Raw genomic sequence first — 23,920 nt, 5'->3', positions numbered from 1 at the left:
CGGGTCACACGCCGTGTGCTCGCCGCACCCGAACCGGCGCGGCGCACACACTCCCCGGACGGCCCCGCGAGGGGGTTTCATGACGCATATGCCGCGCGGATGGGGCACGACGGGGGACGGCGGGGGCATCCGTGCGGCGGGGCCACCGGTACTTCCCTGCGACGCGCCGGTGGCCCGCCGGGCGGCCGGGCAGGGCCGGCGTTCACGCCTCCCGAACGGACGGTCCCGGCCCGGCGCGCCCACCCCCGCGACGGCCGCATCGGGATGCCGATATGGCTGATTCGCCCTCGTTGATCTTCGGTGCGAAGACGCCGAGGCTTGGCCGCGGGGGCCCGCGAAGGGGCCCCGGGCCGACCGGCGAGAGGTGGCAAGCGGCTATGGGCAGTGACGTGACCGCATCGGGCACGGGCGAGGACGCGACGCGCCGTTACTACGAGACCAGTGACGTCGACGCGTTCTACGACATCGTGTGGGGCGGCGAGGACATCCACACGGGCATCTACGCCCACGAGCGGGAGCCCATCGCGGACGCCTCCCGGCGTACCGTCCAGGAGCTCGCGGACCGGCTCCAGGGCACCCTCGGCCCGGAGCGGACCGTGCTCGACCTCGGCTCCGGCTACGGCGGGACCGCCCGCTACCTGGCCGACCGCTTCGGCTGCCGGGTCGTTGCGCTCAACCTCAGCGAGGCCCAGAACGAGCGGCACCGCGCGGCCAACGCCTCGCGCGGCCTCGGCGACCTCATCGAGGTCGTCACCGGCTCCTTCCACGACGTGCCCTACGCGGACGGCCACTTCGACGCCGTGTGCTCCCTGGAGGCCTTCTGCCACAGCGGCGACCGGAACCGCGTCCTGAGCGAGGCGGTCCGGGTGCTCACCCCCGGCGGGGTCCTCGCCTTCACGGATCTGATGGCCGACGAGGAGGTGCCCGCCGAGGTGCTGCACACGGCCGTGTCCCGCCTCGGCGTGGACGCGCTCGCCACGCCCACGTTCTATCTGCGCCTCCTCGGCGAACTCGGCCTGGGCTCGGTCGACTTCGCCGACCACAGCGACCAGGTGGAGCGCCACTACGTCCGCCTCACCGACGAGACGCGCGCCAAGGAGGCCGACCTGCGCGCCGTCATCAGCCCCGGCTACGTCGACGGGCTGCTCGCCAATCTGCCGCTGTGGGTGGACGCGGCCGGCGCCGACCGTCTGCGCTGGGGCATCTTCAGCGGTCGGCGCCCCGGGGCGTAGGGCCGGGGGCGGGCCGCGCGACCCGTGTCCGGGCCGCGCGACCCGTGGCGACGGGGCGTCGTGCGCGTCCCGTCAGCCGCCGATGCCGGGGAAGAGCGCCGTGAAGGGCTCCGCCGTGGCCGCGATGCCGCGGCTGTAGGGGGCGTCGAAGTCCCAGATCAGGAAGAGCAGGAAGGCGATCAGGGCGGAGAAGAGACCGGCGAGGACGAGTTCGCGGCCGGTGCGGCGGATCTGGAAGGCGAAGATGAGGCCCACGGTCACGAGTCCGCCGGTGATCAGCCCGAACCAGACGACCCCGGGCATGGTGGCCTCGGCGCTGTCGCCGCGGGCGCCGCGCGCGTCGTCGGCGAGGGCGACCTGGTCGACGAGGGGCTGGTAGGCCTGCGCCTCGAAGTCCGACTTGGGTTCGTAGTCGGTGACGTCGTGGCGGAGCGTGGCGAGCAGGGCGGTGCCGCGCGCGCTGAGCTCACCGTTGTCGGCCATCTGGTCCCACTCCTTCTTCACCACATGGCCGACATACGCCCTTACGTCGCTGCGAATGCGGTCACGGACCTCGGCGGGGTAGACACGGACCCGCTCGTGCACCTCGTGCAGCGCCTGGGCCTCGTTGCGGACGTGGTCCTGGGCGGCGCTGCGGGCCTCCCAGACGCCTGCGATGGCCAGGCCGAGGACGATCGCGTAGACCACGCCGATCATCATCGTCATGTACTCCATGACGTCCGGAGTCTCCGATACGTCAGCGTCCGCGGAGCTTCGCCAGTGCCGCAGCACGACGATGAGGAGCACGACGGCGCACGCGGCAGCCATCGCGAGGGTGAGAACAAGCCATTCCGACAAGGAGTCCTCCGGCGGTCAGCGCGGCCGCAGCGCGGCGACGGCGAGCACCGCGGGTGCGGTGATGAGCAGGGTGAGTTGGACGAGGGAGGCCCCGCCGCGCGGCGGGCTCTTGCGCGCGGGCGCGCGGTACGCGGGGTAGTGCACGGGCTCCGGCGCGCGCTGGGAGTGCCGGGGCGAGGGCGTGGGCCGGGGCGCGGGGGGCTTGGGCGGTGGGGGCGGTGGCTCGACCGACGGCGCGGGGGGCGCCGGGGCGATCCGGGGCGAGGGCGGCGGGGGAGGCGGCGGCGCGGGCTTCGGCGGGGGCACCGGCCGCGGCGGCGCGGGCGGGGTCGGCTTGGGAGGCGTGGGCTTCGGCGGCGTGGGTTTCGGGGGTGTCGGCTTGGGGGGAGTGGGCTTCGGCGGCGTGGGCGTGGGCTTGGGGGGCGTGGGCTTGGGAGGCGTGGGTGTGGGCTTGGGAGGCGTGGGTGTGGGCTTCGGCGGCGTCGGCTTGGGGGGCTTCGTGGGCGGCGGAGGGCACTTTCCGCTGCCCGCGTACGCCGTGGCCGTTCCGCCCGGGCCCGTCGAGGCGTACGCGCAGGCGTCGGCCACGACGACGGCCGAGCCCGCCGGGAGGCCCACGAGAAGGGCCAGCGCGAGCAGCGCGAACACACGTGTGACGGGAGCGAGAAAGCCTCTGGAGGATCCGGGCACGACGCAGATGATGAGGGGCGCGCGCCCCGCTCGCGCGCGATGTTGCGATGAATCTACCGAAGGAGGGAGCGGTCGCACGTGAGTTCACGCCGGGTGCGGCGCGGGAGCGCCGCTCCGTGCGCCGTGCGGGTCCCGCGGTCACCGGCCGTGTCACCGGCCGTCTCGCCGGTCCCGCAAAGAATCTTGAACCCGTCTTGAACGCTCTCCCCCGCCCCACCCGTACCTAGGGCCATGTGTGACGCGAGCGGTCGTCGCACCACCCGAGCGAACAGCGGGAGTGAGTGAGAGATGAAGACCTGGCGGAGCGCCTCGCTCGTAGCGACAGCTGCGGCCGTGCTGGCGCTGACGACGGCGTGCGGTCAGGACAAGGGGGAGCAGTCCCCCAAGGGCCAGAACGTGGGCAACGAAGCACCCGCGGACGACGGCTACGGCTCGGACGACGGCTACGGCTCGGACTCCGGCAGCGCCACGGGCGCCAAGGGTGGGGCGAAGACCGCCGGGCAGCTGGCCGTCTGGGACAGCAAGAAGCTCGGCAAGGTCGTCACGGACAGCGCGGGCTTCACGCTGTACCGCTTCGACAAGGACTCCGCCGAGCCGCCCCAGTCGAACTGCGACGGCGCCTGTGCGAAGGCCTGGCCCGTGGTGCCCGCGAAGGGCGCGAAGGCCCCGCCCGGCGTCGACGCGTCCCTGATCGGCGAGGTCACCCGGTCCGACGGTGGCAAGCAGCTGACCATCGACGGCTGGCCGATGTACCGGTTCGCCAAGGACGCCAAGCCCGGCGACGCCAAGGGGCAGGGCGTGGGAGGCACCTGGTTCGCCGCGGCCCCCGACGGCAAGAAGGCCAAGCCCGCGGCCCCCGGCGGCGGGGCGGGCGCCGCGCGGCCCGCCGACCCGGCCGGGCTCTCCACCCGCGACGACCCCGAGCTCGGCAAGATCGTCGTCGACAGGAACGGCATGACGGTCTACCGCTTCACCAAGGACTCCGCCTGGCCCATGAAGTCCGCCTGCACCGGCGCCTGCCTCAAGAAGTGGCCGGTGGTGGCGCCCGTGGCGAAGAACGACACCAAGGGCGTCCTGAAGAAGGGGTTCGTCACCTTCAACCGCCCCGACGGCCTCAAGCAGCAGGCGCTCGACTGCTGGCCGCTGTACACCTTCGCCGGGGACACCAAGCCCGGCGACACCAACGGTCAGGGCGTGGGCGGCACCTGGTTCGCCGCGGCCCCGGACGGCAAGCCGGTGCGCGCCGCGCAGTAGGTCCCTGCCGCCGCCGCGGCGCCCGGCCCGTCCGGCGCCCCACCCCGTAGCCCGGACAGGCCCCGCCGCGCCCGGCCGACCGGCCCGTTCCTTCCGTACCGAGACGGAGGGAATGGGCCGGTTCTTCGTCGTTTCTCAGGATGCGTACGGCATGTGCCACCGGCAGTGCCCCAGGCAGTGACCGAGAACGGACGGCCAATTTCCGGTTTGACTCGCTCCCTTGGCTGGCGATCAGTAGCCTCACCTTCGAACACCGGCTCGCCTCAGCCTGATGCCTATGCCTTGGAGTGTTGATGGAGCGTCCCGCCTGGGCCCCGCCCGGCATCGACATCGCGATGCCGAGCGCGGCCCGGATCAACGACTGCTACCTGGGCGGTTCGTACAACTTCGAGGCGGACCGGGACGCCGCCCGCCGGGCCATGGAGTTCCTGCCCGGCTTCCCCAAGATCGCTCAGGCGAATCGTGCCTTCACCCGCCGTGCCGTGCGCTTCGCCGCCGAGGCGGGCATCGACCAGTTCCTCGACATCGGCTGCGGCATCCCCTCCTTCGGCGCGGTCCACGAGACGGTCCGGACCGCGGCCCCGGGGGCGCGCGTGGTGTACGTGGATCACGACCCCGTCGCCGTCGCGCACGCCCGGGCGGTCGTGGACGGCGAGCCCCAGGCCGACGCGGTCTTCGCCGATCTGCGCAAACCCCGTGACATCCTGGGCAGTTGCGAGGTCAGGGCACTGATCGACTTGGACAAGCCGACTGCGCTTCTCCTGGCGGCCATACTCCACTTCGTCGAGGACGCGTACGATCCCTACGCGGCGGTCGGAGAACTGCGGGACGCGACGGCGTCCGGCAGCCTCCTCGCCGTCACCCACATTTCGTACGAAGGGATACCGGTTCCGCAGGAGCAGGCCGCCGGCGCCGTCGGCGTGTACAAGGACATCCGCAATCCATTGATCATGCGATCGCGTGCCGAGATCGCGCGGTTCTTCGAGGGATACGACATGGTGGAACCCGGCCTCGTGCCGATGCCGCAGTGGCGGGCCGACACGGAGCTCGGCGAGCACGACGAGTGTGAGGCCGAGGACCCCTGGGCCTTCTCCGGGTTCGCCGGCGTGGGACGCAAGCGTTGAGCGCGGAGCCGGACGGGCCGGAGGACAGACTGCGCAGATTCGCCACGATCTGGAGTCGCGCGCTCTTCCCGGTGACCGCCACCTCGCTGACCCGGCCCGAGTTCGAGCAGCAACTGCGGCCGCTCGCCCGGTGGTTGCGCGACGCCCTTCAGGAGCGGCCGTTCCGCGCCGCCACCGGTGAGGCGGTCGGCGCGGCCCTGGTCGAGGCGCACTGCACCGAGCCCGAGGCGCTCAGCCGCACGCTGAACGTGGTGGACGCCTATCTGGTCCTGTACTGCGGCGCCGAGGGCGAGCGCGAGGAGCTGCGGGCCCGCTGCGCCCGCATCCAGCACGCGGTCGCCGCGGGCTTCGCGCGGGCCCTGCGCGCCCGCACCCTCGCCGAGCAGGAGGCCATATCCCGGGCGGCGCTCGACGCGCGGGGCACCGTCGCCGAGGCCCTGCACGCGAGCGAGGCCCGCTTCCGCGCGGTGTTCCACGGCGCCGCGGTCGGCATCGGCATCGCCGACCTCGAAGGCACCGTCCTGGAGGTCAACGACGCCCTCGTGCGGATGTTCGGCGGCCTGGAGCACCAGCTGCGCGGGCGCAACGTGGGCAGCTGGACGCACCCCGACGACTCCCCGCACGTGTGGAAGCTGTACGAGGAGCTGGTGCACGGCGAGCGCGAGCACTACCGCGTCGAGAAGGCCTTCTACCGCCCCGACGGCACCGTCCTGTGGACCAATCTGACGGTCTCTCTGCTGCGCGACGCCGACGGGGTGCCGCAGTACCAGCTGGCGCTCGTCGAGGACACCACCGAGCGCCGCCTGCTGAATCTGCGCCTGCGCTACGAGGCGACGCACGACGCGCTCACCGGACTGCCCAACCGCACGCTGTTCTTCGAACGCCTGGAGAAGGCGCTCGCGGCCGGCGAGAGCGCCCGCTTCGGGCTCTGCTACCTGGACCTCGACGGCTTCAAGACGGTGAACGACAGCCTGGGGCACGCGGCGGGCGACCGGCTGCTCGTCGAGGTCGCCGACCGCCTCCAGGCCTGCGCGACCGCGCCCGGCGAGATGGTGGCCCGCCTCGGCGGCGACGAGTTCGTGGCGCTGACCACGGGGCCCGACACGGAGCGGGAGGTCGACGAGCTGGCCGGGCGCATCATGAACGCGCTCGCGACGCCGATCAGCGTCGACGGCCGTGAGCTGACCGTGCGCGGCTCGATCGGCATCGTCGAGGGCCCGGCCGCCGAGCGCGGCGCGGCCGAGGTGCTGCGCAGCGCCGACATCACGATGTACCGCGCGAAGCACGCGGGCGGCAACCGCTACGAGCTGGCCGACCCCGAGGCCGACGCCCGCGCCATCACCCGGCACGGCCTGACGACGGCGCTGCCGGTGGCCCTGGAGCGCGGCGAGTTCTTCATCGAGTACCAGCCGCTCGTGCACCTGGAGGACGGCAGCGTGCGCGGCGCCGAGGCGCTGGTGCGCTGGCTGCACCCGCAGCACGGCGTCATCGGCCCGGACCGCTTCATTCCGCTCGCCGAGCACACCGGGCTCATCGTGCCGCTCGGCCGCTGGGTCCTGGAGGAGTCCGTGCGCCAGGCGCGCACCTGGGAGGCCCGGCACGAGAACTCGGGCCCGCTGCGCGTGAACGTGAACCTCTCGCCCTGCCAGCTCACCCACCCCGGCCTCGTCTCCGACACCGTGGAGATCCTGGAGCGGACGGGGCTCGCGCCGGGCGCGCTGTGCCTGGAGGTCACCGAGTCCGCGCTGATCGGTGCCGACGAGGACCTGCTCAAGCCGCTGCGGCGGCTCGCCGAGATGGGCGTCGACATCGCGCTCGACGACTTCGGCACGGGGTACTCGAACCTGGCGAACCTCCGGCGCCTGCCGGTCAGCGTCCTCAAGCTCGACCGGGCCTTCACCCAGGGCATGCAGCACTACCCCGTCGACCCGGTCGACCTGAAGATCGTCGAGGGCATCGTCTCGCTCGCCCACAGCCTGGACCTGGCCGTGACGGTCGAGGGCGTCGAGACGGGGGCGCAGGCCGACCAGCTCCGGGAGCTGGGGTGCGACACCGGGCAGGGCTGGTACTACGCCCGGCCCGGCCCGCCGGACCAGCTGCACGAACTGGCGCTCGCGGACGTGTCCTGACGGGGGCGCCCCGCGTCAGGGCCCTTCGGGCGGCGCCGTCGTGGTGGAGTGGGACGGGCTGGGGGTCTCCACCGGGGCCGTGACGTTGTTCGCCCAGGTGGTCGCCAGGACCGTGGCCACCGCGGCCACGGCCGCCACCAGGACCGCACTCACCGGGGTGGCCAGGGACGACAGCCGGCGGAAGTTGCGGACGTGGCCCCACAGGAGGTCGGCCCTGCGGACCAGGCGCATCTCCCAGTACAGCGCGAGGCCCAGGGCCATGACGGTGCTCTGCGCCAGGATCAGGAAGACCGAGAGCGCGGTCGGCCCCTGGGGCACGCGCAGGCGCGGGACCAGCAGCAGGAGCTGGACCGCCGACATCACCGCCCACAGCCAGCCCGCCTTGCCGACGGGCGTGTTGCCGCGCAGCCACGGATACAGATAGCCGTACGTGAAGCCGTGCGCCAGCCAGACGCAGGTGGGCGCGCCCGCCACGGTCACCGACTCCGGCAGGCCGCTGTATCCCTCGGCCTGCCACGCGGTCCACGCCGTCCACGGCAGGGTGAGCAGCGCGGTGGCCGTCGCGGCGGCGACGCCGTTCGACCAGGCGGTGCGGCCCGCCGAGCCGCCGAGCGCGACGGCCTTGAGCTTCGCCGTCTCGCGGGCCGCGTCCGCGGCGGTGGGCTGCCGCAGGCTCTGCCACTTCTCCTCCCAGCTGTCGGCGGGCAGGGAGGTGTCGGCGAGGGTGCCTCGTGACGAGGTCAGGAAGCGGTGCCGTCCCTCGGCGAAGAGCAGGGCGCGGGCCAGGGAGTTGAGCAGCCGGGCGTGCGCGGCGCCGGACAGCGCGTGCAGCCGCCCGGCGCGCTCCGCACGGGCGGACGGCAGCAGGAGGTGGGCGCCCGCCCAGGCGACGAGGAGCGCGGCGGCGGTCGTCCAGTACGGCAGCCAGCTGTCCGGGGCGCCGACGACGGTCGCCGCGGCGGCGCACAGCAGCAGGGCGAGGCAGTTCCGGCGCGCTCCGGAGCCCCAGCGGCCCTTCTGCCCGCCGGTGGCGTAGAGCTGGGCCAGCAGGACGGCGACGGCCACGCACCACATCACCTGTACGCCGGGCGCGACGGTGCGGACGCCGTAGACGAGGCTGTCGCCCGGCCACTCCCCGGCGAGCTGGGCGAACAGGTCGCTGGTCGCGGGGCGGTCCGTGGAGTTCATGGTGGTCCACCACGGGAGCAGCGCCGGGACGAGCACGGCCGCGAGCGCCAGGCGCCCCTTCCAGCCGGTGCGGGCCGCGGGCGGCAGGAGCGGCACGACGATCAGCAGCAGCGCGGTCACCCAGGGCGTGAGCAGGGTGAACAGGAGCGGCCAGGAGGCCCCGGCGCTCCGCCCGGTGAAGAGCCACTGCCCGGTGAACGGCGTCGCCAGCTCGAACTCCCAGGGCAGCACCTGGAGGACGACGCAGGAGACCGCCGCGGTCCAGGTGGCCAGGGCGAGCGGCACCGCCCACGGGCGCGCCGCGCCGCCGCACAGCCGCAGGCGCAGGCCCGCGTACACGACGACGGCCGCGAGCGAGGCGGTGACGAGGCAGGTGACGACGGCCCGCGTCCACGTGCCGCCGCCCATGAGCCAGGCCAGCAGGACGAGGGCGGCGGTGGGCGCGGCGAGGACACCCGCCTCGACGACGGCCGGGCAGGGGGCGCCGCGCCGCCGGTGGGTGACGACGACGGTCAGCACCGGAAGGACGAACAGGACGGTGCCGAGCAGCACGCCCTGAGTGCGCGACTCCATCGGCAGCGGCTCCGAGAGCAGGCCGTCATGGCCGTACAGGACGGCTCCCCACAGCCAGGAGAGGACCTTCCAGTTGGTGGAGTAGGAGTCGAGCAGGAGCGCGCCGACGGCGACGGCGAGACCCGCGACGGCGAGCGGCACGAGGGACGCCGGGCGCGGGGCACCCCCCGCCGCCGTGCGGTAGCCCGCCAGTGCGGCACAGGCCACGACGGCCAGGACGGCGAGGGACAGCAGGGCCTCGGGGCTGCTGCCCGGCGGGTTCTTGGGGGCGGGGGAGTCCGACACGGGGAAGGCCGTCTCCCGGGAGCTCAGGAGGCTCGCCGTCACCGTGCCGGGGATGGTCTCCCTGTCGGTGTCCTTGAACACGAACTCGACCGTGCGGGCCCGCTGCCGGGTCGGCGTGCCGGTGACCGCGAGGCCCCAGCCGCGCGGCACCTCGATGCTCCAGGCCCAGTGGCCGGGCAGGCGGACGCGGGGGACCAGTTCGCCTTTCTCGTCCTTGAACGAGGAGGTGATGGAGTACGTCAAGTCGTTCGTGGTCATCGCGGTGGACAAGGTGACGCGGTGCTCGGCGGTGACCGTCACGCTGTCGCGCGCCGACGCCTGGCTGACCGTGCACCAACTGGGGTAGCCGGGCTGCCGCGCGCCGCCGTGCAGGGCGACGCTGGTGGCGTACCCGCCGGGCAGCCTGCTGGAGACCTTGGCGAACCGCTCCGGCTGCGCTCTGAGCCGGTTCGCCAGGGGGTCCGCCGCGCGCAGCCGCAGCCGGTAGCGGACCAGGGCCCGCCAGGTCTTCTTGGGCGTGCGCTCGACGCGCACCGCGATCTCACCGCGGCTGCCCCGGCCCGGGGTGTCCGCCACCGTGCCCGTCGGGATGCGGCCGGACGCCGCCTCCGCCTTCTCCGTCCCGTCCTCCGTCCACCACGGCTTCGGCGGCCGCGGCTTGGCGAGTTCGGCCCGCTGCGCCAGGACCTGGCCGCGGGCGGTGTCTCCCCACTCGTCCGACGCCCACGTCACACACGCCGCGACCAGGCCGCACAGCAGCAGCGCGGCCGTCGCCCGAGCGGCTCTGGCGACCCCGCGCCGCACGCCCCGCGCAGCCCCCATGCGCGCCCCCTCCCGCATTCGAAGAGCCAGGGTAGGGCCGGGTGCAGGGTGGCCGGGAGGCTTCGGATGGCGGGAAATCTCCTACGTACATGCCGTTCTGGAGGGCGCGTGGGAGCGAGCTCGGGGCGCGTGCCTTTCGGTGCGCGGCGGGAGCGTGCGCCGTACTGTGCAGGGTCGCGCCGGACCGCACGGCGTGGCTCCGGGTCTCACCGGGCGAGGAGCATCCGCTGGAGTTCCCGGGCCGCCCGCGGTGGTGCCACGTCGCTGCGGTGGGCGAGTGCGATCGTGCGGCGGAGGCGGGGCCGGGCGAGCGGTGTCATCCGCAGGTCGCCGCCCGCGCGTTCGGCGACCATGCGGGGGACGACGGCGACGCCGAGGCCCGCGCGCACGAAGCCGAGCACCGCGTCCATCTCGCCGCCCTCGACGGCGAACTCGGGCTCGAAGCCCTCGGCCCGGCAGGCCGCGACCGTCAGCTCCCGCAGGTCGTAGCCGTGCCGGAACATCACAAGGCGCTCGCCCTGGAGATCCGCGACGCGGGCCGTGGCGCCGAGGCCCGGCGCGTCCGGCGACGACACCACGACCAGGTCCTCGCGCAGCAGCTCCACCGTGGTCAGGGCGGGCGAGGGGCTCGGCAGGGGCAGTACCACGAGGGCCAGGTCGAGGGCGCCGCGCGCGAGGTGGCGGACGAGGTCGTGGCTGCCGCCCTCCTCGATGAGGAGCTGGATGCCGGGGTGCCGGTCGTGGAAGTCGCGCAGGACCTGGGGAAGCAGACCGGTGCAGACGCTCGGGGTCGCGCCGAGGCGCACCCGGCCGCGGCGCAGCTGCGCCAGCTCCTGCACCTCGATGCGGGCGGTGTCGGCGTCGGCCAGGATGCGCCGGGCCAGCGGAAGCAGCGCCTCGCCCGCGTCGGTGAGCGTGATGTTGCCGCGCGCCCGGCTGAACAGCTCGGCGCCCAGCTCCTTCTCCAGGGCGCGCACCTGCTGCGAGAGCGACGGCTGCGAGACGTGCACCCGCTCGGCGGCCCGGGTGAAGTGCCGGGTCTCGGCGACGGCGACGAAGTAAAGGAGCTGCTGGAATTGCATGCTCACACCCTAGACTTTCCATAGTCTCCCGCTATGGAGATGAGCGCCATCATCTCTTGGACTGATCGGGACCTTCGCCCGTAGCGTGGATGACATGGCTCTGGCAACGCGGACGGACCGACGGCCGTCACTTCCGCGATCGGTGTGGGACTCCACCGTCGGCAAGAAGACCGTGATGGCGGTGAGCGGTCTGATCATGCTGCTCTACCTGGTCGCCCACATGATCGGAAACCTGAAGATCTTCTTCGGTCCCGGCGACTTCAACCACTACGCGCACTGGCTGCGCACGCTCGGCGAGCCCGTGATGCGCTGGGAGTGGACCCTGTGGGTCATCCGCGTCGTGCTCGTCGTCTCCGTCGTCGCGCACGCCGTGTCCGCGTACCAGCTGAGCAAGCGCGACATCAAGGCGCGTCCCACGAAGTACGTGCACAAGAAGCCGCGCAGCAGCTATGCGACGCGCACCATGCGCTGGGGCGGCGTCATCGTCGGCCTGTTCATCGTCTGGCACATCCTGGACCTGACGACGGGCACGGCGCACCCCGGCGAGTACCAGCACCTGCACCCGTACCAGAACGTCATCGACACCTTCTCGACCTGGTACGGCAACGTCGTCTACATCGTCGCCGTGGTCGCCGTCGGCTTCCACGTGCGGCACGGCTTCTGGAGCGCCGCACAGACCCTCGGCGTGGGCAGCGCGACCCGCGACCGCGTCCTGAAGACCTGCGCCAACGGCCTCGCGCTCCTGCTGACCGCTGGCTTCGTCTCCGTACCCGTCGGCGTCATGACCGGAGTGGTGAGCTGACCGATGAATTCCTTTGCCGAGTACGTCACCGGAGAGCCGGTCGTCGACACCAAGGCGCCGCGGGGGCCGGTCAACGAGCGCTGGGACACCCGCCGCTTCGAGGCCAAGCTGGTCAACCCCGCCAACCGCCGCAAGCACACCGTGATCGTGGTGGGCACCGGGCTCGCGGGCGGCTCTGCCGGGGCCACGCTCGCCGAACAGGGCTACCACGTCGTGCAGTTCTGCTACCAGGACTCGCCGCGCCGCGCCCACTCGATCGCCGCGCAGGGCGGCATCAACGCCGCCAAGAACTACCGCAACGACGGCGACTCCGTGCACCGCCTGTTCTACGACACCGTCAAGGGCGGCGACTTCCGCGCCCGCGAGTCCAACGTGCACCGGCTCGCGCAGATCTCGGTGGAGATCATCGATCAGTGCGTGGCCCAGGGCGTGCCCTTCGCGCGCGAGTACGGCGGACTGCTCGACACCCGCTCCTTCGGCGGCGTGCAGGTGTCCCGCACGTTCTACGCCCGCGGCCAGACCGGCCAGCAGCTCCTGCTCGGCGCGTACCAGGCGCTCAGCCGCCAGATCGCGGCCGGGAACGTGGAGATGCATCCGCGCACCGAGATGCTCGACCTGATCGTCGTGGACGGCCGGGCGCGCGGCATCGTCGCCCGCGACCTGGTCACCGGCAAGATCGACACCTACTTCGCGGACGCCGTCGTCCTCGCCTCCGGCGGCTACGGCAACGTCTTCTACCTGTCGACCAACGCCATGAACTCCAACGCCACCGCCGTGTGGCGGGCCCACCGGCGCGGCGCCTACTTCGGCAACCCGTGCTTCACCCAGATCCACCCCACCTGCATCCCGCGCACCGGCGACCACCAGTCGAAGCTGACGCTGATGAGCGAGTCGCTGCGCAACGACGGCCGCATCTGGGTGCCGAAGGCCAAGGGCGACACGCGCCCGGCGAACGAGATCCCCGAGGACGAGCGCGACTACTACCTGGAGCGCATCTACCCCTCCTTCGGCAACCTCGTCCCGCGCGACATCGCCTCGCGCGCCGCGAAGAACGTCTGCGACGAGGGCAGGGGAGTGGGCCCCGGCGGCCAGGGTGTCTACCTGGACTTCGCCGACGCCATCGCGCGCATGGGCCGGGCGGCCGTCGAGGCCAAGTACGGCAACCTCTTCGACATGTACCAGCGGATCACCGACGAGGACCCGTACCGGGTGCCGATGCGGATCTACCCCGCCGTGCACTACACGATGGGCGGCCTGTGGGTCGACTACGACCTGCAGACCACCGTCCCCGGCCTGTTCGCCATCGGCGAGGCCAACTTCTCCGACCACGGCGCGAACCGGCTCGGCGCCTCCGCCCTGATGCAGGGCCTCGCCGACGGCTACTTCGTCCTGCCGTCCACCATCAACGACTACCTCGCGCGGAACCCGCACCAGGAGGAGGTCACCGACCGGCACCCCGCGGTGCGCGAGGTGATCACCGAGACCGAGGAGCGGATCGCGCGCCTGCTGGCCGTCGACGGCGACCGCACGCCCGACTCCTTCCACCGCGAACTCGGCGAACTCATGTGGGAGTTCTGCGGCATGGCCCGCACCGAGACGGGCCTGCGCAAGGCACTGGAGCGCATCCCGCAGATCCGCGAGGAGTTCTGGCGGCGCCTCAAGGTGCCCGGCACCGGCGAGGAGTTCAACCAGTCCCTGGAGAAGGCCAACCGCATCGTCGACTACCTGGAGCTCGCCGAGCTGATGTGCCTCGACGCGCTGCACCGCGCCGAGTCCTGCGGCGGCCACTTCCGCGAGGAGTCCCAGACCCCCGACGGCGAGGCCGCCCGCAGGGACGAGGAGTTCTCCTACGCGGCCGCCTGGGAGTTCACCGCCACCGGCACCGCCCCCGTCCTGCACAAGGAAGACCTGGTCTTCGAGTACGTCCACCCCACTCAGCGGAGCTACGCATGAAGCTCACCCTGCGCGTCTGGCGCCAGCAGAACGCCGACGCCGAAGGTGCCATGTCCACGTACGACGTGGACGGGATCTCGCCGGACATGTCCTTCCTGGAGATGCTCGACACCCTCAACGAAGAGCTCATCGTCAAGGGCGAGGAGCCGGTCGCCTTCGACCACGACTGCCGCGAGGGCATCTGCGGCGCCTGTTCGCTCGTCATCAACGGCGACGCGCACGGGCCCGAGCGCACCACCACCTGCCAGCTGCACATGCGGTCCTTCAAGGACGGCGACACCATCGACGTGGAGCCGTGGCGCGCGGCCGCCTTCCCGGTCATCAAGGACCTGGTCGTCGACCGCTCCGCCTTCGACCGCATCATCCAGGCGGGCGGCTACATCAGCGTCCCGACCGGCTCCGCGCCCGAGGCACACGCCACGCCCGTGCCGAAGCCGGACGCCGACTACGCCTTCGAGCACGCCGAGTGCATCGGCTGCGGCGCCTGCGTGGCCGCCTGCCCCAACGGCTCGGCGATGCTGTTCACCTCGGCCAAGGTCAACCACCTGAGCGTCCTGCCGCAGGGCGCGCCCGAGCGCGAGACCCGCGTCCTCGACATGGTCACGCAGATGGACTCCGAGGGCTTCGGCGGCTGCACCCTGACCGGCGAGTGCGCCACGGCCTGCCCGAAGGGCATCCCGCTGCCGTCCATCGCGGCGATGAACAAGGAGTGGCTGCGGGCCACCCGCAAGGCGCCCCGCTAGGGCGCTAGCGCCGGGGCCGCAGGTCGGCTCCGTACACCGTCCTGTAGTCCGGCACCACGTACCGGGCATCGGGGCTGACCGCACGGGCCTGGGCGAGGAAGTCGTCCAGGCCCGTGCCGTCCTTGCGGGGCGGCAGGCTCAGGGGCCTCTCGAAGTCGTCCCAGTGCACGGGTACGAGTACGTCGGGGTGGCCGAGGGCGTCGAGCAGCCGCGGCACATAGCGGTGCGTCGAGGCGCTCGACGCCACCGCGACCATCGCGATGTCCGGCGCAAGGCCCCGGAAGGAGCGCTCGTCGAAGTCGCTCGCCCCCATGAAGAGCGCCGAGGGCGCGCCGTCCGGCGTCACCTTGAACGCCAGCGTGTCGCCCTCCGGCAGGTCGGAGACCGTCCGGGGCGCGGCCGCGGGCGGGGCGTGCAGGGTGCCGGGCGCGAAGTAGGAGTACGAGCCGCCTCGGCTGTGCCGCGAGCTCGCCACCTCGATCACGTACCCGTCGAAGTCGAGCACCTCGCCGCCCTTCACCACGGAGATCTGCCCCGCGTCCACGCCGAAGGAGCGCAGCACGTGGTACGTCGTCTCGGTGCCGATGACCCGGGCCCCCGTCGAACGGGCCAGGTGGGGAACGTCGTTGAGGTGGTCCCAGTGGGTGTGCGTGACGCAGATGACCTCGGGCGTGCCCGCGTGCTCGCGCACCAGCGCCTCGTCGGTGCGCAGCCGCGTGCCGGGGTCGAAGGAGCCGCGGAACAGACCGGTGTCGAAGCGGGTGACGTACGGATCGACGAGGACGGTCTTGTTCTGCGCCCGCAGGTCGATCCGCCAGCCCGAGGTGCCGAGCCAGCGGTACGAGACGGGCGCGGAGGAACGGCGGCGGGCCGGGGCGCGCCCCTCGGCGGACGCGGTGGCGGGGACCAGCGGGACGGCCGCGCCGAGGGCGGCACCGCGCAGGAGGGTGCGACGGCCGGGGCTGAGGTGGCGTGCGGGGGTGTTCATGGCGGCAGCAGATCAGGAGGCGGCAGCCGCCGTCCAAGATCAAAAGTCCGCGAGCTGGATATCCGATCCGATATGACACCAGCTCAGAGCGGTAGCCGCGGGCGGTCGGCCCCGGTGCGCAAACTGTCGACGGCGATCCTGGCGGCGGTGCCGATCGCGGCGTCCACCCGGGTGAGGTCGGCGGCCATCGCCTGACTCCTGGCGAACACGGCCACCGCGTACGCGTCGCCCTCCGGCCAGCGCACCACGCCCGCCTCGATGTGCAGCCCCGGCAGCGTGCCGGTCTTCGCGGCGATCCGCACGCCGTCGGGGAACCCCGAGGTGAGCCGGTGGCGGAACACCTGGCGCCCCATCAGCGCCCGCACCCGCGCACACGCCTCGGGCGGTCCCGCCGCGTCCCGCCAGATCAGGTCGAGCAGGCGGGTGACCTCACGCGGCGTGCTGGCGTTGGCCCGCTCCGGGTCGAGGACGCTCAGGCGCCGCTTCCCCTCGTCCGGAAGGGCCCGGTACCGCGAGGCGAACTCCTCCGCCGTGCGCGCCCCGACGTCGCCCAGCATCGACGCGAGGGCCTCGCGCGGCCCGCCCACGATCCGGGTCCGCGCGAGACCCAGCTCCCGCGCCAGCAGACCCACCGTGTCGAGGCCGACGCGGGAGAGCAGGACGTCGGCCGCGGAGTTGTCACTGACGGTCAGCGCGAAGTACGCCAGGTCGCGCAGCGAGACCTCCACGTCGTCCACGCACCCCGCGATCCCCCAGCCCCCCAGCCGCTGCCCGTCCGTCACCAGGACCCGCTCCCGCGGATCGAGCTGCCCCGCGGCGACCTGGCGCGCGAACTCCAGGACGAGCAGCACCTTGAAGACGGAGGAGATGGCGACGGGGGTGTCGGCGGCGAGGCAGACGCCGTGGCTCGCGCTGCGGGGGTGAGCGACCGCTGGTCCCGGGTGGTCGGGTGGGGCAGCTGCACGTCCCGGGCCGTCGGGTGAGGCGGCCGACGGTCGCGGGCTGCCGGGTGGGGCGGTTGCCGGTCCCGGGCCGTCGGGCGGGGCGGTCGCCGGGCCGGCTGCTCCGTCGGCGTCGATGCGCATCGCGTGCAGCGCGCCCTCCGCGCCCGCCCGGGCGAAGACCTCCCCTATGCGTTCCTCGACCCGCATCCCGCCCCTCACTTCCTCTCGCCTACGCTCGTCGCGTGGATCTCTTGCGGCACCTGCGTATTTTCCTCGTCACCGCGGAGGAGCTGCACTTCAGCAGGGCCGCCGAGCTGCTCGGCATGGCGCAGCCGCCGCTCAGCCAGGCCGTCCGCCGCCTGGAGAAGGAGCTCGGCGCCGAACTCTTCGACCGGAGCAACCGGCAGGTCCGGCTCACCGCCGCCGGGTCCGTCCTGTACGACGAGGCCCGCGAGCTCCTCGTGCGGGAGGAGCGCTTGCGCTCCCTGGTGCGCCGCGCCGTCGACGGCGACGTCGGAACGCTGCGCGCGGGCGTGCCCGAGGACACCGCCGCGCCCGTGCTGCACGCGCTCCTGGCCGCCTGCGCGGAGCACGCGCCGGGCCTGCGCGTCGACCTCCAGGAGGTGTCCACGCAGGAGCAGCTGCGCCTGCTCGCGTCCGGCGGCCTGGACGTCGGCCTGCTGCATCTGCCGGTGGACGCCACCGGCCTCGTCCTCGGCCCCGAAGTCGCCGTCGAGCTGGGCGTGGTGCTGCCCCGTACGTCCCCGCTGGCCCGGCTCGCGGAGGTCGGCCTCGCGGATCTGTCCGGGCACGACCTGGTGCTGAGCCCGCGGGACGCCGCGCCGGGCTGGTACGACACCACGCTCGACGTCTGCCGCGGGGGCGGCTTCGTGCCCGGCCGCGTCCGGCACGCCCGCAACCCCGAGTTCCTGCTCGGCCTCGTGGCGGCGGGGCAGGGCGTGGCCTTCGAACGGGGCACCGCCGCGCGCAAGGAGCCGAGGGTGGTCTGGCGCCCTCTCGCCGGACGGCCCCTCGCCCAGCGGGTCGCCGGGGCGTGGCCTGCGCAGGGGGCGCACGCGGGGGCCCGCCGGTTCGCGGACCTCGCGGCGCGGGTCCTCTGCCGGGACGGCACGGCCGTACCGCGGCCCCTGTCGCCGCCGGACCCGGGCCCGCGCCCCTGGGCGGTGGTGTACGAGCCCTCGTGACCCCGGCGAGCCCCCGTGCCCCCCGGGCCGAGAGCCGCCAGGCCGGGGCCCGTCAGGCCGGGGAGGGCAGGGCCGCGGCCAGGTAGGGCGCCGTGCGGCTGAGCGCGGCGCGGGCGACCTGCTGAGGCGGGCCGCAGGCCACGACGCGGCCACCCCCGGCCCCGCCCCCGGGCCCCAGGTCCACCACCCAGTCCGCCCCGGCCACCACGGCCATGTCGTGCTCGGCGACCACCACGGAGTGCCCCGCGTCGACGAGCTCGTGCAGCCGCCCCACGAGGAGCTCCACATCGGCGGGGTGCAGCCCGGTGGTGGGCTCGTCCAGGAGGTAGAGGGTGTGCCCGCGCCGCGCCCGCTGGAGCTCACTGGCGAGCTTGATGCGCTGCGCCTCGCCCCCGGAGAGCTCCGTGGCGGGCTGGCCGAGGCGCAGATAGCCGAGGCCCACATCGATGAGGGTGGCCAGGCTGCGCTGCACGGCGGGCGTGTCGGCGAAGAAGTCGGCGGCGGCCTCGACGGTGAGGTCGAGGACCTCGGCGATGGTGCGGCCGTTGTGGGTGACCTGGAGGGTCTCGGGGTTGTAGCGGGCGCCTCCGCAGTCGGGGCAGGGCGCGTACGTACTGGGCAGGAAGAGGAGCTCCACGCTCACGAAACCCTCGCCCTGGCAGGTCTCGCACCGCCCGCCCGCCACGTTGAAGGAGAACCGCCCGGCCCCGTACCCGCGTGCGCGGGCCGCGTCGGTCGCCGCGAAGACCTTGCGTACGACGTCGAAGAGGCCGGTGTAGGTGGCCAGGTTGGAGCGGGGGGTGCGGCCGATGGGCTTCTGGTCTACGCGGACCAGGCGCCCGACGCCGTCGAGTTCCTCGGTGAGCTCGCCGAGGAGCGTGGACTTGCCGGAGCCGGAGACGCCGGTGACCGCGGTGAACGCGCCGAGGGGGAACTCCACCGTCACGTCCCGCAGGTTGTGCCGGGTCACCGGGCCCGCCTTCAGCCAGCCGCGCGGCGCGCGGACCTCGCGTACGGGAGCCGGGGCGCGGCCGAAGAGGTAGCGGGCCGTGGCCGACCCGGCGACGCCGGCCAGGTCGGCCACGGGGCCGCTGTGCAGGACCTCGCCGCCGTGCTCGCCCGCGCGCGGGCCCACGTCCACGAGCCAGTCGGCGTGGCGCATCACGTCGAGGTGGTGCTCCACGACGAACACCGAGTTGCCCGCCGCCTTGAGCCGGTCGAGCACCGTGAGGAGGGACTCGGTGTCCGCCGGGTGCAGCCCGGCCGACGGCTCGTCCAGGACGTACACGACGCCGAAGAGCCCGGAGCGCAGCTGGGTCGCCAGGCGCAGGCGCTGGAGTTCGCCGGGGGAGAGCGTCGGCGTGGCGCGGTCGGGGGAGAGGTAGCCGAGGCCCAGCTCGGTGATGGTGTCGATGCGGGAGAGCAGGTCGGCGGTGAGGACGCGCGCGGTCTGGGAGCCGCCGGTGTCCCGCAGGCACGCGGCGAGGTCGCTCAGCGGCAGCGCGGCGAGCTCCGCGATCGTGCGGCCCGCGAACGTCACCGCGAGCGCCTCGGGCCGCAGCCTGCTGCCGCCGCACGCCGGGCACGGCTCGCTGGTCAGGAAGCGCTCGGCCTTGGCGCGCAGGGTCGGGCTCTTGGAGTCGGCGAACGTCTTCATGACGTAGCGCCGGGCGCTCATGTACGTGCCCTGGTAGGGGCGTTGGATGCGGCCCGCCTCGCGGACGGGGTGGACCGTCACCACCGGCTGCTCGTCGGTGAACAGGATCCACTCCCGCTCGTCCTGCGGCAGTTCGCGCCAGGGCCGGTCCACGTCGTGGCCGAGCGTGTCCAGGACGTCGCGGAGGTTCTTGCCCTGCCAGGCGCCGGGCCAGGCCGCGATCGCGCCGTCGCGGATGGACAGGGACGGGTCGGGGACCAGGAGTTCCTCGGTGGTGCGGTGCACCCGGCCGAGGCCGTGGCAGTCGGGGCACGCGCCGGCGGCCGTGTTCGGCGAGAACGCGTCCGAATCGAGCGGCTCGGCGCCCGCGGGATACGTACCGGCGCGCGAGAACAGCATCCGCAGCGAGTTGGACAGCGTCGTGACGGTCCCCACCGAGGAGCGGGAGGTGGGCGCGGCCCGGCGCTGCTGGAGCGAGACCGCGGGCGGCAGGCCCGTGATCTCGCCGACCTTGGGCGCCCCGACCTGGTGGATGAGGCGGCGCGCGTACGGGGCGACCGACTCGAAGTAGCGCCGCTGGGCCTCCGCGTAGATCGTCCCGAAGGCCAGCGAGGACTTCCCGGAGCCGGAGACACCGGTGAACACGGCGATCACGTCGCGCGGGACGTCCACGTCGACGCCGCACAGATTGTGCTCGCGGGCGCCCCGGACGCGGACGAACGGGTCGTGGTCGTGGGCGCGGGGGCTGGGCATGGGGCGGGCTCCGAACGCGGCGATGGGGCAAACCCCACGATTCTAGGCCGGGGCCGTTCGCGCACCTCGGGCGGTCACGCCCCGGTGGCCTCCGGGGCCCCGGCGAGGCCCGCGACGCGCGCCAGGCGCCGGTAGGAGTCGAGCAGGCCGACGCGGTCGTGCGTACTGGTGGTCACCAGGACCTCCTGGGCGCCGCTGTCCTTGAGCAGCGCCTCCAGGGCGTCGGCGACCTGCTCCTCGGTGCCGTGGATGTGGCCCCGGAGCCCGGACTCGTACAGCTCGCGCTCCTTGGCGGCCATGCCGCCCGTCGCCGCGAGCTCCTCGACGCGCCCGGCGGGCGGCAGCGGCGGGAACGTGCCGTGCGTGCGGGAGTACGCCATCGACCAGGCCTCGGGCACGAGGAGGCGGCGGGCCGCCTCCTCGGTCTCCGCGACGGCGACCGAGCCGGAGACGATCACGTACGGCTCCGGTGCCCAGGGCGAGGGCGTGAAGGCCGCGCGGTAGCCGTCGACGGCGCGCAGCATCCGGTCGCGGCCCCGCAGGTCGCCGATGACCAGCGGCAGGCCCGCGGCCGCTGCGACGGCGGCGCCCTCGCCGGTGGCCAGGACGTACGCCGGGACCCGGACGCCGTCGGCGGGGTAGGCGCGCACACCGGTGTCCGAGGCGCCGCGGAACCAGTCGAGCAGCTCGGTGAGCTGTGCCGCGAAGTCCTCGGCGGCGTGCTTGTCGCGGCCGAGCGCCTTGCGTACGCCGTCCGTGAACCCGACCGAGCGGCCGAGCCCCATGTCGATCCGGCCGGGGAACAGCGCCTCCAGGACCCCGAACTGCTCGGCGACCACGAGCGGCTGATGGTTCGGCAGCATCACGCCGCCCGTCCCGACCCGGATCGTACGGGTGGCTCCGGCGACGGCCGCGGCGAGCACCGTCGGCGCGGAACCTGCGACTCCGGGCACGCCGTGGTGCTCGGACACCCAGAAGCGGTGGTACCCGAGCGCCTCCAGGTCCTGCGCGAGGCGGACCGTGTCCCGCAGCGCCTCGGGGCCCTCGTGCCCCTCGCGGACGCGCGAGCGGTCGAGGACGGAGAAGCGGGTGGAATGGATCACTGTGCTCACAGACGTGTTCAACGCTCGTCGCGGCTGAGGATTCCCGCTCCCGCCACGGTGTCGCGCACTTCATGAGGTGCGTCGCGTTCCCCGCGCCGATGCCGTGTCCTTACGCTGATCACGTGACGGACGACACCAGACCCCTGGCCGTGTTCGACCTCGACGGCACGCTCGCCGACACCGCGCACCGCCAGCGGTTCCTGGAGCGCAGGCCGCGCGACTGGGACGCGTTCTTCGCGGCGGCGCCGTACGATCCGCCGCTTGCGCGCGGCGTCGCGCTCGCGCGGGAGAGCGCGGGGGAGTGCGAGGTCGTGTACCTGACGGGGCGGCCGGAGCGCTGCCGTGCCGACACCGAGGCGTGGCTCGCCGCGCAGGGGCTGCCCGAGGGGCGGATCTGGATGCGGCGCGACCACGACCGGCGGCCCGCGCGCCGCACCAAGCTGGAGGTCCTGCGGCGGCTCGCGCGGGGCCGCGAGGTGCGCGTGCTCGTGGACGACGACGAGCTGGTGTGCGACGACGCGGAGCGGGCCGGGTTCACGGTGGTGCGGGCGCGCTGGGCGCGGACGTCGGCGGCGCTCAAGGACGGGCAGGAGCGCGAGGGGCGCACCTGAGGCCGGAGGGGCGTACCTGAAGGCCGCGGGAGACGTTGTTTGAGGTCGGGGGCGGCCCCGAGGCTGCGGGGTACGTGCCTGAGGCCGCGAGGGGCGTGCCTGCGGCGGTGGGGGGCGTACCGGCGGCGGCGCGGGACGCGGCTGTGGCCGTGCCGGGCGGTCAGCCCGCTTCCTCCAGGCGGAAGCCGAGCTTCAGGCCCACCTGGTAGTGCCGGATCTCCCCGTCCTCGATGTGGCCGCGCACCTGCGTGACCTCGAACCAGTCCAGGCCGCGCAGCGTCTGCGAGGCGCGGCTGACGCCGTTGCGGATGGCCTGGTCGATGCCTTCGTGGGACGTACCGACGATCTCGGTGACCCGGTAGGTGTGCTCGGACATGGGGGTGCATCTCCTCTCCGCGGCGGTGCGGCTGCCCTCCACGGTAGTGCCGGGCGGTGACGCGGGCCTGTTGGCGGCGGTGCGGGGGTGGAGCGATGTGATCGATTGATGGAGGTGCCGTGAGAGACCGATGGGCCCATGCCCCTTGACCCGATGTTGAGGTCCGTACCAAAATCCCACACACCCGTTCGAGCACCGCTCTTCCCCACGTCGGGCCCCTCCCCCCGTGCTGTCCCCCCGCAGAAAGTGACCGACGTGAACGCGCGCCACAGACGCATCTCGCTCTCCCTCGCCCTGACCTTCGCCGCCACCGCCCTGCTGCCCGGCTGCGGCATCCTGACCGGTTCGGACGACGACAAGAGCTCCGTCACGGTCTGGCTGATGCGGGGCAGCGCGTCGGACGGGTTCGTCAAGCGGTTCACCGAGGACTTCGAGAAGCAGCACGACGACATCGACCTGGACATCCGCATCCACGAATGGACCGGCATCGGCCCCAAGGTGCAGAAGGCCCTCAAGAAGGACGACGGGCCCGACGTCATCGAGGTCGGCAACACCCAGGTCTCCCAGTACGTCGACGGGGGCGGCCTGGAGGACCTCACCCTGGAGTCCGCGCGCGACCTCGGCATGGACGACTGGCTGCCCGGCCTCGCCGAGCCCGGCCGCTACCGGGGCGCCCAGTACGGCGTGCCGTGGTACGCAGCCAACCGCGTCGTCCTCTACAACAAGGACCTGTTCGCCCGGGCCGGGATCAAGCAGCCGCCCAAGACCCGGCAGCAGTGGCTGGACGCGACGGCGCGCCTCGACTCCGGTGCCGACCAGGGGATCTACCTCGCCGGACAGGACTGGTACACGCTGGCCGGGTTCATCTGGGACGAGGGCGGCGACCTCGCCAAGGAGAAGAGCGGCGTCTGGAAGGGCACGCTGAACTCCCCCGCCGCGCTGCGCGGCATGGACTTCTACAAGCAGCTCCAGGCCCTCGGCGACGGCCCCCAGGACGCCGACGAGGAACACCCGCCGCAGGCCGGGGTGTTCGCCAAGGGTGACGTCGCGCAGATCATCGCGGTGCCCGGCAGCGCCCGCGCCATCGAGGCGAAGAACCCCGCCCTGAAGGGGAAGATCGGCTACTTCCCGATCCCCGGCAAGACCGCGGGCAAGCCCGGCGCCGTCTTCACCGGCGGCTCCGACCTCGTGGTGCGCGAGGGCACGAAGGAGCGCAAGGCGGCCGTCGAGGTCGTCAAGGCGCTCGCGGGCGAGAAGTGGCAGAAGGAGCTCGCCCGCACCATGGACTACGTGCCGAACAAGACGACGCTCGCCCCCACCGTGTCGGGCGATGCCGGAGTGGCCGCGATGGCGGCCGGGGCCGCGCGCGGCCGGGCGACCCCCAACTCGCCGCGCTGGGCCCTGGTCGAGGCCAAGAACCCGATCAAGACGTACATGTCGAAGGTCCTCGCGGGCGGCGACGCGGCCGCCGAGGCCAAGGCGGCCTCGGGCCGGATCACCGAGGCCCTGGAGGACAACGCGCACTGAGCCCGGCCCGTGGGGCCCGCCGCCGACGGCGCCGGGCCCCCG

19 protein-coding genes are annotated in these 23,920 nt (G+C 73.4%); 10 read left to right on the top strand and 9 right to left on the bottom strand.

Annotated elements, in window-relative coordinates:
- Positions 1–377 precede the first annotated feature (377 nt).
- Positions 378–1,232 carry an SAM-dependent methyltransferase gene (locus tag AC5WAM_RS06845; RefSeq protein ID WP_495521976.1) on the top strand — a complete coding sequence of 285 codons (855 nt, stop codon included), beginning with the start codon at positions 378–380 and terminating at the stop codon, positions 1,230–1,232.
- Between the two features lie 72 nt (positions 1,233–1,304).
- On the opposite strand, the gene AC5WAM_RS06840 is transcribed toward AC5WAM_RS06845, so the two are convergent.
- Positions 1,305–2,069, bottom strand: coding sequence for a bestrophin-like domain (locus tag AC5WAM_RS06840; protein WP_495521975.1), 765 nt, complete (start codon positions 2,067–2,069; stop codon positions 1,305–1,307).
- A gap of 15 nt (positions 2,070–2,084) precedes the next feature.
- On the bottom strand, positions 2,085–2,717 hold the full coding sequence (locus tag AC5WAM_RS06835) for a hypothetical protein (protein WP_495521974.1): 633 nt from the start codon (positions 2,715–2,717) through the stop codon (positions 2,085–2,087).
- A 330-nt stretch (positions 2,718–3,047) separates the two neighbouring features.
- Between AC5WAM_RS06835 and AC5WAM_RS06830 the strand changes: the two genes are divergently transcribed.
- The 3 genes from AC5WAM_RS06830 to AC5WAM_RS06820 all read left to right on the top strand — a co-directional run bounded on the left by AC5WAM_RS06830 (position 3,048) and on the right by AC5WAM_RS06820 (position 7,266).
- Positions 3,048–4,013 (top strand): SCO0930 family lipoprotein, encoded by a 966-nt coding sequence (locus AC5WAM_RS06830; RefSeq protein ID WP_495521973.1) that lies wholly within the window; start codon positions 3,048–3,050, stop codon positions 4,011–4,013.
- Positions 4,014–4,306: 293 nt separating this feature from the next.
- Entirely contained in the window at positions 4,307–5,137 is an 831-nt protein-coding gene (locus AC5WAM_RS06825) for an SAM-dependent methyltransferase (protein ID WP_366793867.1), read from the top strand.
- Positions 5,134–7,266, top strand: a complete 2,133-nt coding sequence (locus AC5WAM_RS06820) for a putative bifunctional diguanylate cyclase/phosphodiesterase (protein ID WP_495521972.1) — start codon at positions 5,134–5,136, stop codon at positions 7,264–7,266. Before AC5WAM_RS06825 ends, AC5WAM_RS06820 begins: the two co-directional genes overlap by 4 nt.
- A gap of 15 nt (positions 7,267–7,281) precedes the next feature.
- On the opposite strand, the gene AC5WAM_RS06815 is transcribed toward AC5WAM_RS06820, so the two are convergent.
- Both AC5WAM_RS06815 and AC5WAM_RS06810 read right to left on the bottom strand, forming a co-directional pair.
- Positions 7,282–10,134, bottom strand: a complete 2,853-nt coding sequence (locus tag AC5WAM_RS06815; protein WP_495521971.1) for a hypothetical protein — start codon at positions 10,132–10,134, stop codon at positions 7,282–7,284.
- Positions 10,135–10,340: 206 nt separating this feature from the next.
- The gene (locus tag AC5WAM_RS06810; protein WP_366793863.1) at positions 10,341–11,216 is read right to left on the bottom strand and encodes a LysR family transcriptional regulator; all 876 of its coding nucleotides are present in this window, start codon (positions 11,214–11,216) and stop codon (positions 10,341–10,343) included.
- A 94-nt stretch (positions 11,217–11,310) separates the two neighbouring features.
- On the opposite strand from AC5WAM_RS06810, the gene AC5WAM_RS06805 reads away from it, so the two are divergent.
- From AC5WAM_RS06805 to AC5WAM_RS06795, 3 genes are read left to right on the top strand one after another with little or no spacing between them, the layout of a single operon-like run.
- Positions 11,311–12,018, top strand: a complete 708-nt coding sequence (locus AC5WAM_RS06805; protein ID WP_366793862.1) for a succinate dehydrogenase — start codon at positions 11,311–11,313, stop codon at positions 12,016–12,018.
- 3 nt (positions 12,019–12,021) lie between these two features.
- Positions 12,022–13,971 (top strand): fumarate reductase/succinate dehydrogenase flavoprotein subunit, encoded by a 1,950-nt coding sequence (locus tag AC5WAM_RS06800; protein WP_366793861.1) that lies wholly within the window; start codon positions 12,022–12,024, stop codon positions 13,969–13,971.
- Complete coding sequence (locus AC5WAM_RS06795; RefSeq protein WP_366793860.1) at positions 13,968–14,714, top strand: succinate dehydrogenase/fumarate reductase iron-sulfur subunit; 747 nt, start codon at positions 13,968–13,970, stop codon at positions 14,712–14,714. Before AC5WAM_RS06800 ends, AC5WAM_RS06795 begins: the two co-directional genes overlap by 4 nt.
- A 4-nt stretch (positions 14,715–14,718) precedes the next feature.
- Here AC5WAM_RS06795 and AC5WAM_RS06790 read toward each other — a convergent pair whose 3' ends face one another.
- Positions 14,719–15,702: an MBL fold metallo-hydrolase gene (locus tag AC5WAM_RS06790; protein ID WP_495521970.1), complete on the bottom strand. Its 984-nt coding sequence runs from the start codon at positions 15,700–15,702 to the stop codon at positions 14,719–14,721.
- Between the two features lie 83 nt (positions 15,703–15,785).
- Complete coding sequence (locus tag AC5WAM_RS06785) at positions 15,786–16,853, bottom strand: serine hydrolase (protein WP_495521969.1); 1,068 nt, start codon at positions 16,851–16,853, stop codon at positions 15,786–15,788.
- Between the two features lie 35 nt (positions 16,854–16,888).
- On the opposite strand from AC5WAM_RS06785, the gene AC5WAM_RS06780 reads away from it, so the two are divergent.
- Positions 16,889–17,851 carry a LysR family transcriptional regulator gene (locus AC5WAM_RS06780; protein WP_495521968.1) on the top strand — a complete coding sequence of 321 codons (963 nt, stop codon included), beginning with the start codon at positions 16,889–16,891 and terminating at the stop codon, positions 17,849–17,851.
- Positions 17,852–17,903: 52 nt separating this feature from the next.
- Here the strand turns inward: AC5WAM_RS06780 and AC5WAM_RS06775 are convergent, their stop codons facing one another.
- Together AC5WAM_RS06775 and AC5WAM_RS06770 are read right to left on the bottom strand one after the other, a co-directional pair.
- Positions 17,904–20,261, bottom strand: coding sequence for an ATP-binding cassette domain-containing protein (locus tag AC5WAM_RS06775; RefSeq protein WP_495521967.1), 2,358 nt, complete (start codon positions 20,259–20,261; stop codon positions 17,904–17,906).
- 74 nt (positions 20,262–20,335) lie between these two features.
- Entirely contained in the window at positions 20,336–21,373 is a 1,038-nt protein-coding gene (locus tag AC5WAM_RS06770) for an LLM class flavin-dependent oxidoreductase (RefSeq protein WP_495521966.1), read from the bottom strand.
- A 113-nt stretch (positions 21,374–21,486) separates the two neighbouring features.
- Between AC5WAM_RS06770 and AC5WAM_RS06765 the strand changes: the two genes are divergently transcribed.
- Positions 21,487–21,975: a phosphatase domain-containing protein gene (locus AC5WAM_RS06765; protein WP_366793854.1), complete on the top strand. Its 489-nt coding sequence runs from the start codon at positions 21,487–21,489 to the stop codon at positions 21,973–21,975.
- Positions 21,976–22,135: 160 nt separating this feature from the next.
- Here the strand turns inward: AC5WAM_RS06765 and AC5WAM_RS06760 are convergent, their stop codons facing one another.
- Complete coding sequence (locus AC5WAM_RS06760) at positions 22,136–22,351, bottom strand: dodecin (RefSeq protein ID WP_495521965.1); 216 nt, start codon at positions 22,349–22,351, stop codon at positions 22,136–22,138.
- Positions 22,352–22,597: 246 nt separating this feature from the next.
- Here AC5WAM_RS06760 and AC5WAM_RS06755 point away from each other — a divergent pair, with 246 nt between their 5' ends.
- Complete coding sequence (locus AC5WAM_RS06755; RefSeq protein WP_495521964.1) at positions 22,598–23,878, top strand: extracellular solute-binding protein; 1,281 nt, start codon at positions 22,598–22,600, stop codon at positions 23,876–23,878.
- Positions 23,879–23,920: the final 42 nt, after the last annotated feature.

The sequence above is a fragment of the Streptomyces sp. JLYT201 genome (genome assembly GCF_059448825.1).
This window is presented reverse-complemented; position numbering and strand designations above follow the sequence as displayed.